Origin of the sequence: Vreelandella indica, from assembly GCF_037070225.1 — a bacterium.
In the GTDB taxonomy this organism is placed as follows: Bacteria; Pseudomonadota; Gammaproteobacteria; order Pseudomonadales; family Halomonadaceae; genus Vreelandella; species Vreelandella arctica.
The window spans coordinates 150,067-164,556 of sequence record NZ_JBANSO010000001.1 but is presented as its reverse complement, the minus strand read 5'-3'; the positions used below and the strand labels follow the sequence as shown (position 1 = coordinate 164,556).

Genomic DNA, 14,490 nt, shown 5'->3' with positions numbered 1-14,490 from the left:
TACCGTCACCAGAGTACGATTACTGCCCATGATCAGACAACGCACCCTACAAAACGTCATACGCGCCACCGGAGTGGGCCTGCATTCTGGCAAAAAAGTCCACTTAGCGCTGCGTCCGGCGCCCGCCAATACTGGGATTGTGTTTGTTAGAACCGATCTGGATCCTGTCGTACACGTGCCAGCGCGCGCTGAATTGGTTGAAGATACCAAGCTATGCACAGCACTCTCCAGTAACGGGGTTAAGGTCGCTACCGTTGAGCACCTTATGTCGGCTTTTGCAGGGTTGGGCATTGATAACGCTTATGTGGACGTAAGCGAACCTGAAGTGCCGATTATGGATGGTAGTGCTAGTCCATTTGTTTTTTTGATTCAGTCAGCGGGTATTTTGGAACAGAATGCCGCGAAGAAATTTATTCGCATCAAGCATCGTGTAGCCGTTACCGATGGTGATAAAGAGGCCGTTTTCTTGCCCCATCAAGGGTTTAAAGTCTCGTTTGCGATTGATTTTGACCACCCCGTTTTTGAACAGCAGAAACAGACGGCGTTGATCGATTTTTCGACCACATCTTTTGTCAAAGAAGTGTCACGTGCGCGTACCTTTGGTTTTATGCGTGATTTAGAGTTTTTACGCTCTAACAATTTGGCATTAGGCGGTAGTTTGGATAATGCGATCGTGGTAGATGATTACCGCATTGTTAACGAAGGTGGTTTGCGCTACGAAGATGAATTCGTCAAGCATAAAGTATTAGATGCCATCGGGGATTTATACCAGTTGGGCTATAGCTTGATTGGCGAGTTTCGTGGTGTTAAGTCAGGGCATGCGCTGAATAATCAGCTGTGCCGTGAGCTGATGGCTCAGCCTGACGCTTATGAAATAGTGACGTTTGAAGAAGATAAGGCCGTGGCGCCGATTTCTTATGCTGCACCCGCAATGGCATAGTACAGCCGCTAATAGACAAGCTGTTATTGGCTAATAGGGTAGACCGAAGGGTTGTCGTAGCAATGGTAATATCAATAAAGCATCGCTTAGGCGGTGCTTTATGCATTTTGCCGCCAGCATTCACTTTACGCCTAGAGCGTTAATAGCCGGTAAGTTTGCCTAACCCTTATGGCAGCTATTACTCGTTGGGTGGCCGAGCATGAGAGGCAAGCCGTTCAAGGGCGCGCTTTAACGTGGGATTGGTCGTATCTTCAGCGCATTCAGCCAGGGTTTTGCCTGCATCTGCTGAAAGACTGCGTGTATTACGTGGCGGGGCGACGATAGGGTGCACAGGGCGCACTTTAAAGGTAAAACCGCTCACGCTTTCAAAGCCAGGCAACTGATGAAGCAGCTCTAATAGGCGACGCTGCTCAAAACGTAACCAGGTTAGCCAGCCCGCTTGACCACTGATCAATGTTAAGCGACCTTCGCGAAAGCCACCGACAAAAATATGTGCTCGCATCTCTTCGGGCAGATGCGCGCGAAGATGCTGCTGCGCCTGGTCAATTAAACGAGATAGGCGCATTAACTGACTAATATCGCCGGACTTTGAGAGTAGGCGGGCAATGGGCTGTGCGCGAGAACGCTTAACCTTTATACTCATACGCTTAATTCCTAGGGCACCGCTATCCTAGGGTGCCGCTAATGATGATGTCGGAGACATTAACCGATCTCAACTTTAGCAGATTTTACCACGCTCAGGAGCCGGTCTACAGCATGTCACCTACGCTTGATGTTCAATCAGCTTTGCCGCGGCGCCATCGCCGGTATGGCTTAGCGCGTTGGTGGCTGGCCGGCTTATTAGTAAGTTGCCTATTACCCGCGAGTTTAAGCCCTGCGGATGCTTTTCGCAGTGGCGAACGCAGCGTTACTATCTGTTTATGGGTACCCGCGATTTTACGTGCGCAGTCGCACTGGATTGCTAAACGGCAGCGCGCTCTGCGCCGTTGGGCTCAACGCCCTAGGCGCTTTGCCCCGATGCGGCGTCTCAGCAGTTGGCTTGCGCCGATGGCCCTGCTGGTGGCGGCGCGTGATGTTTTGACCCAGCGCGGCCCTCCTGCCCATCAAGTATGCCGTTAAGATACTTACTTTGTCCCTACGCTGGTAGGTAGAAGACCTGCAGAAAAAGGTCTGCCGTATATAGGCAAAGTCCGATGGGTTGTTCGTGAATACTTGGATATTTCATGCTTAATAATTTATTACGTAAAGTCGTTGGTTCTAAAAATGACCGCGATGTAAAACGCATGCATAAAAATGTGCCTCAGATTAATGCCCTAGAAGCAGAATTTGAGGCATTAAGTGACGCTGATTTGCAGCAAAAAACAGCGCAATTGCGCGAACGTCTCGCGTCAGGTGAGTCCCTAGATGCGCTGTTAGCTCCCGCCTTTGCAATCGTCCGAGAGGCCAGTAAGCGCGTGATGGGCATGCGTCACTTTGACGTGCAGATGGTGGGTGGTATGACCCTGCACCGTGGCCGTATTGCAGAAATGAAAACCGGTGAAGGTAAAACCCTGGTGGCAACGCTGGTGGTGTATCTGAATGCGCTAACGGAGAAAGGCGTTCACGTGGTGACCGTGAACGACTATTTGGCCCGTCGTGATGCTGAGTGGATGCGCCCGCTGTATGAATTTCTAGGCCTTTCCATTGGTGTTATTTTCTCCGGTCAGTCTGGCGAAGAGAAGCGCCATGCCTATCAGTGCGATATTACCTACGGCACCAATAACGAGTTTGGCTTTGATTATCTACGCGATAACATGGCGTTTTCGTTAGAAGACAAAGTGCAGCGTGGCCTGCATTTTGCGATTGTCGATGAAGTTGACTCGATTCTTATCGATGAAGCGCGTACACCGCTGATTATTTCGGGCGCGGTAGACGAAAATACGGATCTCTATAAAGTCGTTAATCAGTTGGCCCAGCAGCTTGAGAAAGGCGAAGAGAGTGAAGATGAAGATGCCCCGGTGGTCGGCGACTTCTTAGTTGACGAAAAGCAGAAACAGGTAGAGCTAACGGAGCAGGGTCATAACAAAGTTGAAGAGCTAATGCGCGGCGAGGGTTTATTGGGTGATGAAGAATCACTCTATGCAGCGCAAAACCTCAATTTGCTCCAGCATATGCATTCGGCCCTGCGCGCCCGCTACCTCTATAATCGTGATGTCGATTACATCGTTTCTGAAGGTCAGGTAGTCATCGTCGACGAACACACTGGCCGTTCGATGCCAGGGCGCCGCTGGTCGGAAGGCTTGCACCAGGCTGTAGAAGCCAAAGAGGGCGTTACGGTACAGCGCGAAAGCCAAACGCTTGCCTCCACCACCTTCCAGAATTATTTCCGTCTGTATGAGAAGTTAGCCGGTATGACCGGTACAGCGGATACTGAAGCCTTTGAATTTCGTCAAATTTATGGCCTCGACGTGGTGGTTATTCCTACCAACCGTCCATTGGCACGTAAAGACCTGAACGATCTAGTCTATTTGAGCGCTGAAGAAAAATACGAAGCGATCATTAAAGATGTCAAAACTGAGACGGAAGCTGGGCGCCCTGTGCTGGTTGGTACGGCCTCAATTGAAACATCGGAGTACCTTGCCAATCTGATGCGAGAGGCAGGCCTCGCGTTCAACGTGCTTAACGCCAAACAGCACCAGAGTGAAGCCGAAATTATCGCTCAGGCAGGCCGCCCAGGGGCAATTACCATCGCCACCAACATGGCTGGACGGGGTACCGATATCGTGCTGGGCGGCAATTGGGAGGCTGAATCGGCCAAGCTACAAAACCCAAGCCAAGAGCAGGTTGATGCGTTAAAGGCTGAGTGGCAGGCACGCCACGATGCTGTGTTGGCCGCCGGCGGCTTACATGTGGTGGGGTCTGAGCGCCATGAGTCTCGGCGTATCGACAATCAGCTGCGTGGCCGTGCTGGTCGCCAGGGCGACCCTGGCTCCACGCGGTTCTTCTTGTCGCTTGAAGACAGCCTAATGCGTCTGTTTGGCTCTGATCGCGTTAAACGCTTGATGCAGGCGTTAGGGCTTGAGCATGGTGAAGCCATTGAGCATAAAATGGTCTCCAATGCGGTTGAGCGTGCCCAGAAAAAAGTCGAAGGACGTAACTTCGATATTCGTAAGCAGCTGCTTGAGTACGATGACGTTGCCAACGACCAGCGACGGGTGATCTACGACCAGCGTAATGAAATTCTCGCCGCAGACGATGTGGCTGATGCCGTTATCGGTATTCGTGAAGAGGTAATGGAAACGGCAATTAGCAGCTATGTTCCTCCTCAGAGCCTGCCCGAGCAGTGGGATTTGCCCGGTTTGGAAGCGCACCTGAAAACAGAGTTTAATCTTGATGCGCCCGTGGTTAAGTGGGCTGCTGAGGATGATCGCTTTAGCGAGGAGCAGTTGCGTGAGCGGCTGCAGACCATGCACCGTGAAGCCTATGCGGCAAAAGTGGCTGCAGCGGGCGAGAAACTGATTCGTCGCTTTGAGAAGCAAGTCATGCTGCAGGTGCTGGATACGCGTTGGAAAGAGCACCTTCAGTCAATGGATCATCTACGCCGTGGTATTCACCTGCGTGGCTATGCCCAGAAAAACCCCAAGCAGGAGTACAAGCGTGAATCGTTTGAGCTCTTCCAACACCTGCTTGACCATATTAAAGAAGATGTAACGCGCATTCTGAGCCACGTTCAGGTTCGCCAGCCCGAGGAAGTGGATGCCCTTGAGCGTCAACGCCGAGAAGCGCTGGAGCGTGAAACCGCCGCCAGCCGCCATGACGCCCCGGCCCCTGAGCAATCTGAGAGCGATCAAGAAGCGCCTGGCAATGAAGGGCGTCCAGTGCGCCGCGAAGGCCCCAAAGTGGGCCGTAACGATCCCTGTTTTTGTGGTTCAGGTAAAAAGTACAAGCAGTGCTGTGGAAAATTAAGCTAACGGCGATTGTGTCTGAGATAACGTCTGATCAAGGTTTGCCTAAAGGAGAGAATCATGGCGGTGGGAAATACTCCCTTTCCAGAGTTGCCACCCCTGCAAGGGGTGCGCCTTGGGGTTGCAATGGCGGGTATCAAAAAGCCGGATCGCCGTGATGTGGTGGTGATTGAACTGCCCGACACAGCGACGGTATCGGGGGTTTTTACCCGTAATGCCTTTTGTGCAGCGCCGGTAGTAGTGGCCAAGCAGCACCTTGAACAGTGCCGTGCGGAGCACCGCTCGCCGCGTTATTGGTTGATCAATACCGGCAACGCGAACGCGGGCACTGGCGAGGCAGGCTTGCGCGATGCGCGGGCATGCTGTGCTGAGCTTGCCAAACAGGTTGGAGTTGCGGCTGAAGATATAATGCCATTCTCAACCGGTGTGATTGGTGAACCGCTGCCAATGGAAAAACTGCTAGCGGGATTGGCACCGGCGCTTGAAAGTTTGTCCAGCGACAGTGTTGCCTGGGAACACGCAGGCCAAGGCATTTTAACCACCGACACCCGGGCCAAAGGGGCCAGTGTCACGGTTGAAATAGGTAATCAGCAGGTAACAATTAACGGCATCACGAAAGGGTCTGGCATGATCAAGCCCAACATGGCGACCATGTTGGGCTTTGTGGTGACCGATGCAGCTATCGAGGCACCGCTACTGGATCGGCTACTGCGTGAAACCGTCGATCGCTCTTTTAACTGCATCACGGTGGATAGCGATACCTCTACCAATGACGCCTGTATGTTGGCGGCGACTGGTACAGGTCCTCGAATCGCCGATGAAGCGCAGATAGCCGCGTTCAGTAACGCTTTACAACGGGTAATGACCGAGCTGGCGCAAGCGATCATTCGCGATGCTGAAGGGGCGACTAAGTTCGTTACTCTGCAGGTTGGCGAAGCGCAAAGTCGTCAAGAAGCACTTGATGTAGCCTTCACCGTTGCTCATTCGCCCCTGGTCAAAACAGCGCTGTACGCTTCTGATGCCAACTGGGGGCGAATACTAGCAGCCGTCGGGCGGGCGCCAGTGAACGATTTTGACGTTAACCGCGTGGTGATTGATCTGGGCGATGTGCGTTTAGTCGAACAAGGCGGGCGCGCGGCTGGCTACACTGAAGCAGCGGGAAGTGCTGTGATGGCACAGTCAGAAATTACCATTCGCATTAGCTTGGGGCGCGGCGAAGAGAGTGCCACGGTGTGGACCTCTGACCTCTCTCATGACTATGTGTCTATCAACGCGGATTATCGTAGCTAATCAGTCGCTCTCAGTTGGGGGCGTTGGTTGGTAGGGGTAATGGACACACGCAGCGAGATAGCGCCGATGGCAGAAGCGTTGGTGCGCGCAGTGGATCAAGACGTAACGAGTATATGAGTATATGAACATAAAGGTAAAACGACGGGTTCATGTCGCGGCAGCTGCGATTATCAGCGCCGATCAACAGCAAGTACTGATCGCTCGTCGGCCGTCAAACGTTGATCATGGCGGACTGTGGGAGTTTCCGGGTGGCAAACTAGCACCTTATGAGACCGGTCTTGAAGGATTAAAACGTGAACTGCATGAAGAGCTAGGCGTCGAGATTGTTTGTGCTCAGCCATTGATTCGCGTTCACCATGAGTATCCTGACAAGCATATTCTGCTTGATGTGTGGCAGGTGCATGAGTTTGCCGGAGAGCCTTTTGGCCGTGAAGGTCAGGCCGTGCGCTGGGTGCCTATGAGCGAACTCTCCAACTATCCTTTCCCGGCAGCAAATTTACCGATACTGCAGGCAGTAAGGTTGCCTACCGAGTATTTGATCACCGGTGAAGAGACTGATGAAGCGCGTTTTGATGCGTTTCTGGAGCGCGCGCTGCGTGAAGACAAGATTCGCTTGGTGCAGCTGCGTGCCAAGCAGCTGGACGAAGCGGCTTATCTCGCCCGTGCTCGGCGAGCTCTGACGCTATGCCGTGAGCACGGCGCACGGCTGCTGCTTAATGGTGAACCCACCCTGCTGGATCATATTGACGCTGATGGCATTCATTTGACCAGCGAGCGTTTGATGCAGCTTGAGCGTCGTCCGATTGCTGAAAATAAATGGCTTTCCGCATCGACGCACAACCAGAAGCAGCTTACCCAAGCAGCCGTATTAGGCTGTGACTTTGTCAGCCTGTCGCCGCTGCGCACCACGCCTTCACACCCTGAAGTCGCTCCGCTCGGTTGGCATGACTTTCAACAGTTGGTCGAACGTGCCGGTATGCCGGTGTTTGCATTAGGCGGTATGACGCGCTTTGATGCCAATCACGCCCGTGCCGTAGGCGCTCAAGGGATCGCCTCCATTCGTGATTTCTGGAAGTAATACGCTGCGTTAATCGGTCGTGGGTCATCAAAAACGCCTGCCTGAGTATTTATCCCAGGCAGGCGTTTTGTTTTCTTGGGGGGGATGGGGGGTTAGTCGCGGTAACGACGAGTTAAGTCCCCATAGGCATCTACTCGACGATCCCTCAGGTAGGGCCAAATGCGGCGGGTGTTTTCACTGCGCGCCATATCAAGCTCAACGACTAACTGCTCGGTCTCTTCCCCCGCATGGGCCAATAGCTCACCTTGCGGCCCACAGACAAAACTACCACCCCAGAACTGAATGCCATCGCCGACTTCGGAGTGATCCGCCTCAAAACCAACCCGGTTAGCCACCAGCACAGGTAAGCCGTTGGCGACACCGTGGGCGCGCTGAATCACCGTCCAGGCATCTTTCTGACGTGCCTTTTCAGCGGCATCGTCATTGGGATCCCAACCAATCGCAGTGGGGTAGAGCAGTAAGTCCGCACCGGCCAGGGCCATCAGCCGGGCGGCTTCTGGATACCACTGATCCCAGCAGACCAGCACGCCGAGACGACCTACGGATGTCTCAATGGGCGTAAAGCCTTCTCCGCGGGAGCTGTCATGATCGCCTGGCGTAAAATAAAACTTCTCATAAAACCCAGGATCATCGGGGATATGCATTTTACGGTACTGCCCAACGCGCCCTTTGGCGCGGTCATAGACCACAGCGGTATTGTGGTAAAGCCCCGGTGCGCGACGTTCAAACAGTGAACCGACCAGGACAATGTCCAGCTCCTTAGCGAGTGCTGCAAGACGCTGCCCGGTCGGGCCATCCAACGGCTCTGCTAGATCAAACAGCGAAGGGTCTTCGAACTGGCAAAAGTAGTGAGTGGCATGCAGTTCTTGCAGTAGTACCAACTGAGCGCCTTGTTCAACGGCACTGCGGATACCTGCTTCACTGGCGGCTAGGCTTTGCGCTTTATCAGGCCACGCGGGTTGCTGCACAACAGCGACGGTTAGCGTTGTCGACATGGTGACTCCTTTAGCAAATAGCGGTCGCGGAAAGCGTACCCTGGGTAAGCGTGCCTTGTGGAAGCTGCATCGTTAAGCAGTGCAGGCTGCCATGTTGGCGAATAACGCTAACGCACTCAATCGGAATTAGGGTGTGTTCTGGAAATGCACTTGCCAGTGCGCGTAGCGCGGTGACATCCGCCGGGTCGCCGTATGTAGGGACTAGTACGGCTTGATTGATGATCAAAAAGTTCGCATAGGTGGCGGGTAGGCGGTGGCCGTCATCAGGGTCGAAGCAGGCCTGGGGCCAAGGCAGCGCGATCAAACGGTAGGGTTCACCATTGCGTTGTCGAAACGCCTGTAACTCCTGCTCCATCGCCGCCAGTGCCGGATAATGAGGATCATTGGGATCATCGCAGCGTACATAGGCGATGGTGGTTGGGTCGCAAAAACGGGCAAGCGTATCGATATGGCTGTCGGTATCGTCGCCTTCTAAATGCCCATTGGCCAGCCATAATACGCGGTCAACGCCAAAATCTTGGGCGAGCTGTACTTCTATATTCTCTCGCGATAGCGTGGGGTTACGGTTGGGATTAAGCAGGCATGCTTCTGTAGTGAGTAGTGTGCCTTCTCCGTCGGTTTCGATACCCCCACCTTCCAGCACTAAATTCCGTGTCGCTACCGGGCAAGCCCAAACGCCCGCCTCGGCAAGCCACTGGGTAAGCCGATTATCACGCTCAGCGGGGAACTTACCGCCCCAGCCGGTAAAAGTGTAATCGAGCATCATCATCTGGCCCTGCTCATCGATAACACTTATCGGGCCATGGTCTCTCGCCCAGGTATCATCAGTGGGTGCGACAATAAGCTGCAGCCGGGAAGCAGGCACGCCGTAAGCGTCAAATGTAGTGGCTAAGCGTTGTTGTGTTGACTCATCGGGCACGCAAATCAGCACGCGCTGAAAGCGTGTCGTGGCGATCACAATACGTTCCAGGGTGGCTTCGATGCGAGCAAGCATGGGCGCCCAATCGCCATCAGGCCGCGGCCAGGTCAACTGTATCCCGTCTTGGGGATACCATTCGGGTAGCAAACGATAAGTCATAAAAGCGCAGGCCCACGGTCAGCAGTAAATCGGCGCAATGTAGGTGGTGGCGGGGCAAGTTGCAAGCGTAACGTTTTTAATCTGAACGCTCGCAGGGCTGATCGCTCTAATGGCCGTTTGGAACATGCAGTGAGACTAAAAAAACCGTACCATGAGCGCTTATTGATAAGGAATGACGCCATGCTTGATCGTTTGCCTTTTCTGGTGGGGCTGCGCTACGTGCGCGCTAAACGCCGGAACCATTTTATTTCGTTTATTTCGCTTACCTCAATGCTGGGGTTAATGTTAGGGGTCGCCGTACTTATTCTGGTGTTGTCGGTAATGAACGGCTTTGACCATGAGCTGAGGACGCGCATTTTAGGCATGGTTCCCCACGCTAAAATTGAGTCCCGTGTGGGAATGGTCGAATGGGAGTCTCTGGCCGAAGAGTTGATGCAGCGAGAGCGGGTCATTGGCGCGGCGCCTTTTGTCGAACAACAGGGCATGTTCTCGGTCGGTGGCCGCAATCAGGGGGCCATGGTTAATGGCATCAACCCTGACTGGGAAGACCGAGTCTCTATCATTGGCGAACACATGACGCAGGGGGAGCTAGCTGATCTCGTACCCGGCGAGTGGAATGTGGTGCTGGGGTCGATGTTGGCGCGCAGCCTGGGCGTTGGGGTTGGGGACCGGGTGACGCTTTTGGTGCCTGAGGCTTCGATTACCCCGGCGGGGGTGTTTCCTCGCTTAAAGCGCTTCACCGTGAGCGGTATTTTTAGCGTCGGCGCTGATTTAGACGCTAACTTGGCCTATGCCAATATAGAAGATATGCAGACGCTTGCCCGCTTGGGCGAGGCCATTGGCGGGCTTCGCCTTCAGCTCGACGACCTGTTTGCTGCTAGTAGCGAAACTCAGGCCATTCTCAACGAACTTGGCCCTGAGTACCTCGGCAGCGACTGGACGTTCTCTCATGGCAATTTGTTTCAAGCAATACAGATGGAAAAGCGCATGATTGCGCTGCTTTTAACCGTCATTATCGCCGTGGCAGCATTTAATATCGTCTCCACGCTGGTCATGGTAGTGACTGACAAGCGCGCCGATATCGCTATTCTGCGCACCATCGGGGCCACGCCGCGCTCTATCATGGGCATCTTTATTGTTCAGGGCATGGCCATTGGCTTGATTGGCATTGCGATTGGTGTGGCGGTGGGCGTGCTGCTGGCACTCACTATCGCTGATCTGATTGGCTGGGTCGAAGGGACATTGGGCATTCAGTTCTTGGATGCTGGGGTTTACTTCATTAGCGATTTACCTTCTCGCTTACAGTGGGATGATGTTAGCCGTATCGTATTGGCAGCCTTTGGGCTGACATTCCTGTCCACGCTCTATCCTGCTTGGCGTGCGGCGCGGGTTCAGCCAGCGGATGTATTGCGCTATGAATAATGGCTTCAGGAATAAGGATGACATGATGTCTACGAATACGGTGTCTACCCACGCACAACCAGACGCAGCCATTATGCTCGATTGCCAAGCGCTGACTAAGACTTACAGCGAAGGCCCACAGGATCTAACGGTGCTCGATAAGCTCAGCCTGCAAGTGCGCGCTGGAGAGCGGGTGGCTATCGTCGGCAGTTCGGGCTCCGGTAAGACCACATTGCTGAATCTGCTGGGAGGGCTCGACCGCCCCAGCGAAGGCAGTGTGGTGATCGCTGGTGAGCCGCTATCGGGTTTGAATGAAGCGGCGCTGGGCAGCTTTCGGAACCGCTACATTGGGTTTGTGTATCAGTTTCACCACCTGCTGGCGGAGTTCACCGCCGTAGAAAATGCGGCGTTGCCGCTGATTATTCGCGGCCAGTCGAAAAAGGCGGCCGAGCAGCGGGCGATGCAGATATTGGAGCGAGTGGGCATGCAGCCGCGTGCCGACCATAAGCCAGGTGAGCTTTCTGGTGGTGAGCGTCAACGCGTGGCGATTGCCCGGGCACTGGTTACCGACCCCAGCTTGGTGCTGATGGATGAACCCACGGGCAACCTTGATCAGACCACTGCAGCGACTATTTTGGCGCTGATGGATGAGCTGGCCAAAGAGAGCGCCTGTGCCTTTGTGATTGTGACCCACGATGTGAGCCTTGCCGCTCATCAGGATCGTGTGCTTAAGCTGGATGCAGGTAGGTTGGTCGAGCAAACGCCAGCGCGTTAACGATGGAGATAGGCTCTTAAAGCTTAATCATCAAATTCTGCTTCAATCTGCGCACGCCGCTGCCGACGTTTTTGGCGGCGGCGTTTCCAATTATGGGAGACGTGCCAGCGCCAGATTAAGCGGATACCGATATTGACGACGATCGCTAATATCAACGCTGTCACCAGCGAGCCAACGATCAGAGGCGGCATAATGTCGTGCATCTGTTCGGCAATCCAGCGCGTTGAAATACGCGAGGGGGCTTCTCGTACAGGCGCACCGAGTATGAAAGTGCCAATCCGATAATTGCCGTAAAAAATGAGCGGCATTGTTAAAGGGTTAGTGATCCATACCAAACCGATTGAAAGGGCTAAGTTGCAGCGCGTTAAGCGAGCACCCAGCGCAGCGACCACCATCTGAAAAGGGATGGGGAGCATGGCGCAAAACACACCCACGCTAAACGCATTGGCAACGCTTCGGCGAGTTAGTAGCCACAAACCCGGGTCTGCAATCAGCGGTGCCATAAAGCGTAGCGAGCGCTGTTTTCTGATGGTGTCGGGTTTGGGCATGTAGCGCTGCAGGAACCTGCGCGGCATGACGGATACTCTTACCTATCGATGCTGCCCATTATCCATATAGCGCTGCCCTTCGGCTATGCTAGGCCATCAATGAACATTCGCCAGGGAGAGTTCTATGCGGTTAGGGGTCGCCATGCCCGCTGCACTTGCAGCTCTCGCTGGAGGGATTTTGGCATGGTACAGCCATGCTGTAGGGATGACCTCAAATGCGTTTGGGTGGGTGCTGGTCGCCGCGTTGTTGATAGTGGCGTGGCAACCCCGCCGAGGTATATGGCTACTGATGGGTCTATGGGTATTTGCAGGCGTTCAGCATGAATGGGCGAGCCGTTTGCCGACAGGCCTGAGTGGTGAGGATATAGTCGTTGAAGCCACTGTGCTGAACGCTCAGCCGTCGGGAGACGCAACGCGTCTGATGCTGCGTGTTGATAGCTGCCAAGGCCCGGCACAACGACCACGTTGCTCGGTGATAAACAAGGTGCGGGTAACGGCTTATAGCGATGAAGCTTTTTATCCCGGTGAACAGTGGCGAATGACGCTACGTTTGCGGCCTCCCAGTGGTTTTGCCAACCCCGGTACGTTTGATTATGAGCAGTGGCTATGGCGTGAGGGAATTCACGCCACTGGGTATCTGCGCCAAGATCCACCGCCGGTTCGGCTAGCTTCCGCCGGGCCATCGCTGCGTCAGTTGGGGGTGGGTTTTTTAGCCCGGCAGGCGCTGGATGAGCGCACTAAACGCTGGTTGGCGGCGCTGACACTGGGTGATAGCGAACAGCTTACCCAAGATGACTGGTCATTGTTGAATGCGACCGGTACAACCCATCTGGTCGTTATTTCAGGCTTACATGTTGGGCTGGTGACATCATTTGTATTGATGCTTGCCAAGCTCGGAGCGCGCTTAACGACGCCTACCAACTGGCGCATGCGCGCTTGGCCTTGGTGGGTGGCGGCGGTAGCCTGCATCAGTTACGCCACGCTTGCCGGGATGGCACCGCCCGCTATGCGTGCCATGGTGATGACGTTGATTGGCCTGTGGGTGCTTAGTGGTCGACATGCACCAAGCCCATGGCAAGGATGGTGGCTGGCCATTGCGCTGGTGCTTCTCGTTGATCCGTTGGCTCTGTGGCGGCCCGGTATGTGGCTTTCCTTTTTGGCGGTGGCATGGTTAATCACTATTTGGCAGGGGCGGCGGCGGCCCCAGGGTATTAAAGGCTGGTGTTGGGCGCTGGTCAGATCGCAGTTGCTGCTTGCACCGCTAATGGCCGCCGCTGTGCTGGTAGCATTTGGGCGCATAGCGCCCGCCGCTCCACTGATTAACCTGGTGGCCGTGCCGTGGGTGAGTTCCATCATGGTGCCTACGGCGTTACTGGGTTGGTTATTATCGCCGGTGCCTTTTCTAGGTCATGCTTTGTGGTGGCTGTTTGAGGCCGCACTTAATATTTTCCATTTACTGTTGAGCCTCTCTGTTCAGCATTGGCCGCTATGGGAGCCTGATCGGCCATTAACCTATCCGCTGGCCTTTGCGCTGTTGCTACTGTCACTCTGTTGGGGATTGCCTGCGGTGCTGCCGGGGATGCGGCTAGCCGCTACAGCATTGGTGGTGGCGCTGCCTTGGTGGTCGCTATCGTCGATGACTCCCCAGCAGGGGCTTCGAGTGAGTGTGCATGATGTGGGGCAAGGGCAGCTGATAGAGCTGCGCAGTGAACATTATCGACTGCTTTATGACACTGGACCGCGCTTTCGCGGCGGTTTTATGCCGCTGGAAACGCTGTGGTCGCCGGGTCAGCGCTTTGATCAGGTGATCGTTAGTCACGCCGATAACGACCATGCGGGTGGCGTTAATGCGCTATTAGCGGAGCATCAGGTTACTCAGTGGACTGCCCCTGCGGGTGAAACGCTGCCAATAGCGAGTCGGGCGTGCCAACAAGGTCAAACTTGGCAGCGTGATGGTGTTAATTATCGCTTTTTATGGCCGCCAGCAGGCGCTAATGCGTTATCACCCAATGATCGATCCTGCGTATTGGAAGTCAGTGTAGGCGAGCATCGGCTGCTCATCACGGGGGATGTAAGTACCGAGATAGAGCGACGCTTTTTGCTAGAAGTGGATTCGCCTGTTTCTATGCTTGTCGCGGGGCATCACGGCAGTGGAACGAGTTCGGGTATTCAGTTCGTACGTCATACCGCCCCTGAACATGTTGTTTTTAGCGCAGGACGTGATAACCCTTTTCAGCATCCGGTAGATGCCGTCGTGCGCCGTTTTCGTGATCAGGAAAGCTGTTTGTGGAGTACGGCTCAAGACGGCGCACTGCGTTTCTGGCTGGAAGCTGCTCGTCCTTTAGAGGTTAGAACGACGCGACCAGGGTCAAGTCGACGCAATCGGTGTTGAACCACGTCGCCATCAGGTAGAATTCACCGCATTGCACACTATTGCCGGG

12 protein-coding genes are annotated in these 14,490 nt (G+C 54.4%); 8 read left to right on the top strand and 4 right to left on the bottom strand.

What is annotated here, in order from left to right:
* Positions 1–28 precede the first annotated feature (28 nt).
* Positions 29–940, top strand: a complete 912-nt coding sequence (gene lpxC / locus V8L71_RS00780) for a UDP-3-O-acyl-N-acetylglucosamine deacetylase (protein ID WP_101146217.1) — start codon at positions 29–31, stop codon at positions 938–940.
* 178 nt (positions 941–1,118) lie between these two features.
* On the opposite strand, the gene V8L71_RS00775 is transcribed toward lpxC, so the two are convergent.
* Positions 1,119–1,583, bottom strand: coding sequence for a DUF721 domain-containing protein (locus tag V8L71_RS00775; RefSeq protein ID WP_176303110.1), 465 nt, complete (start codon positions 1,581–1,583; stop codon positions 1,119–1,121).
* 113 nt (positions 1,584–1,696) lie between these two features.
* Between V8L71_RS00775 and V8L71_RS00770 the strand changes: the two genes are divergently transcribed.
* From V8L71_RS00770 to V8L71_RS00755, 4 genes are all read left to right on the top strand, one after another.
* Positions 1,697–2,059 carry a hypothetical protein gene (locus V8L71_RS00770; protein WP_101146215.1) on the top strand — a complete coding sequence of 121 codons (363 nt, stop codon included), beginning with the start codon at positions 1,697–1,699 and terminating at the stop codon, positions 2,057–2,059.
* Between the two features lie 104 nt (positions 2,060–2,163).
* Positions 2,164–4,890, top strand: a complete 2,727-nt coding sequence (gene secA, locus V8L71_RS00765) for a preprotein translocase subunit SecA (protein ID WP_336272935.1) — start codon at positions 2,164–2,166, stop codon at positions 4,888–4,890.
* A 54-nt stretch (positions 4,891–4,944) separates the two neighbouring features.
* Positions 4,945–6,174 carry a bifunctional glutamate N-acetyltransferase/amino-acid acetyltransferase ArgJ gene (argJ, locus tag V8L71_RS00760; protein WP_101146213.1) on the top strand — a complete coding sequence of 410 codons (1,230 nt, stop codon included), beginning with the start codon at positions 4,945–4,947 and terminating at the stop codon, positions 6,172–6,174.
* A gap of 121 nt (positions 6,175–6,295) precedes the next feature.
* Entirely contained in the window at positions 6,296–7,252 is a 957-nt protein-coding gene (locus V8L71_RS00755; protein ID WP_101146212.1) for a Nudix family hydrolase, read from the top strand.
* A 92-nt stretch (positions 7,253–7,344) separates the two neighbouring features.
* On the opposite strand, the gene V8L71_RS00750 is transcribed toward V8L71_RS00755, so the two are convergent.
* Positions 7,345–8,247, bottom strand: coding sequence for a carbon-nitrogen hydrolase (locus V8L71_RS00750; protein ID WP_101146211.1), 903 nt, complete (start codon positions 8,245–8,247; stop codon positions 7,345–7,347).
* A gap of 10 nt (positions 8,248–8,257) precedes the next feature.
* Complete coding sequence (locus V8L71_RS00745; RefSeq protein WP_101146210.1) at positions 8,258–9,325, bottom strand: agmatine deiminase family protein; 1,068 nt, start codon at positions 9,323–9,325, stop codon at positions 8,258–8,260.
* A 180-nt stretch (positions 9,326–9,505) separates the two neighbouring features.
* On the opposite strand from V8L71_RS00745, the gene V8L71_RS00740 reads away from it, so the two are divergent.
* Positions 9,506–10,747 carry a lipoprotein-releasing ABC transporter permease subunit gene (locus tag V8L71_RS00740; protein WP_101146209.1) on the top strand — a complete coding sequence of 414 codons (1,242 nt, stop codon included), beginning with the start codon at positions 9,506–9,508 and terminating at the stop codon, positions 10,745–10,747.
* A gap of 25 nt (positions 10,748–10,772) precedes the next feature.
* Positions 10,773–11,501, top strand: a complete 729-nt coding sequence (locus tag V8L71_RS00735; RefSeq protein WP_101146208.1) for an ABC transporter ATP-binding protein — start codon at positions 10,773–10,775, stop codon at positions 11,499–11,501.
* A 23-nt stretch (positions 11,502–11,524) separates the two neighbouring features.
* Here V8L71_RS00735 and V8L71_RS00730 read toward each other — a convergent pair whose 3' ends face one another.
* Entirely contained in the window at positions 11,525–12,076 is a 552-nt protein-coding gene (locus tag V8L71_RS00730; protein WP_008956819.1) for a DUF2062 domain-containing protein, read from the bottom strand.
* A 97-nt stretch (positions 12,077–12,173) separates the two neighbouring features.
* Between V8L71_RS00730 and V8L71_RS00725 the strand changes: the two genes are divergently transcribed.
* On the top strand, positions 12,174–14,441 hold the full coding sequence (locus V8L71_RS00725) for a DNA internalization-related competence protein ComEC/Rec2 (protein ID WP_101146207.1): 2,268 nt from the start codon (positions 12,174–12,176) through the stop codon (positions 14,439–14,441).
* Positions 14,442–14,490: the final 49 nt, after the last annotated feature.

Excerpts from the sequence above, each read along its gene's own strand:
- lpxC (WP_101146217.1), top strand. The coding sequence starts at position 29 with ATGATCAGACAACGCACCCTACAAAACGTCATACGCGCCACCGGAGTG.
- V8L71_RS00775 (WP_176303110.1), bottom strand. The coding sequence starts at position 1,583 with ATGAGTATAAAGGTTAAGCGTTCTCGCGCACAGCCCATTGCCCGCCTA.
- V8L71_RS00770 (WP_101146215.1), top strand. The coding sequence starts at position 1,697 with ATGTCACCTACGCTTGATGTTCAATCAGCTTTGCCGCGGCGCCATCGC.
- secA (WP_336272935.1), top strand. The coding sequence starts at position 2,164 with ATGCTTAATAATTTATTACGTAAAGTCGTTGGTTCTAAAAATGACCGC.
- argJ (WP_101146213.1), top strand. The coding sequence starts at position 4,945 with ATGGCGGTGGGAAATACTCCCTTTCCAGAGTTGCCACCCCTGCAAGGG.
- V8L71_RS00755 (WP_101146212.1), top strand. The coding sequence starts at position 6,296 with ATGAACATAAAGGTAAAACGACGGGTTCATGTCGCGGCAGCTGCGATT.
- V8L71_RS00750 (WP_101146211.1), bottom strand. The coding sequence starts at position 8,247 with ATGTCGACAACGCTAACCGTCGCTGTTGTGCAGCAACCCGCGTGGCCT.
- V8L71_RS00745 (WP_101146210.1), bottom strand. The coding sequence starts at position 9,325 with ATGACTTATCGTTTGCTACCCGAATGGTATCCCCAAGACGGGATACAG.
- V8L71_RS00740 (WP_101146209.1), top strand. The coding sequence starts at position 9,506 with ATGCTTGATCGTTTGCCTTTTCTGGTGGGGCTGCGCTACGTGCGCGCT.
- V8L71_RS00735 (WP_101146208.1), top strand. The coding sequence starts at position 10,773 with ATGTCTACGAATACGGTGTCTACCCACGCACAACCAGACGCAGCCATT.
- V8L71_RS00730 (WP_008956819.1), bottom strand. The coding sequence starts at position 12,076 with ATGCCGCGCAGGTTCCTGCAGCGCTACATGCCCAAACCCGACACCATC.
- V8L71_RS00725 (WP_101146207.1), top strand. The coding sequence starts at position 12,174 with ATGCGGTTAGGGGTCGCCATGCCCGCTGCACTTGCAGCTCTCGCTGGA.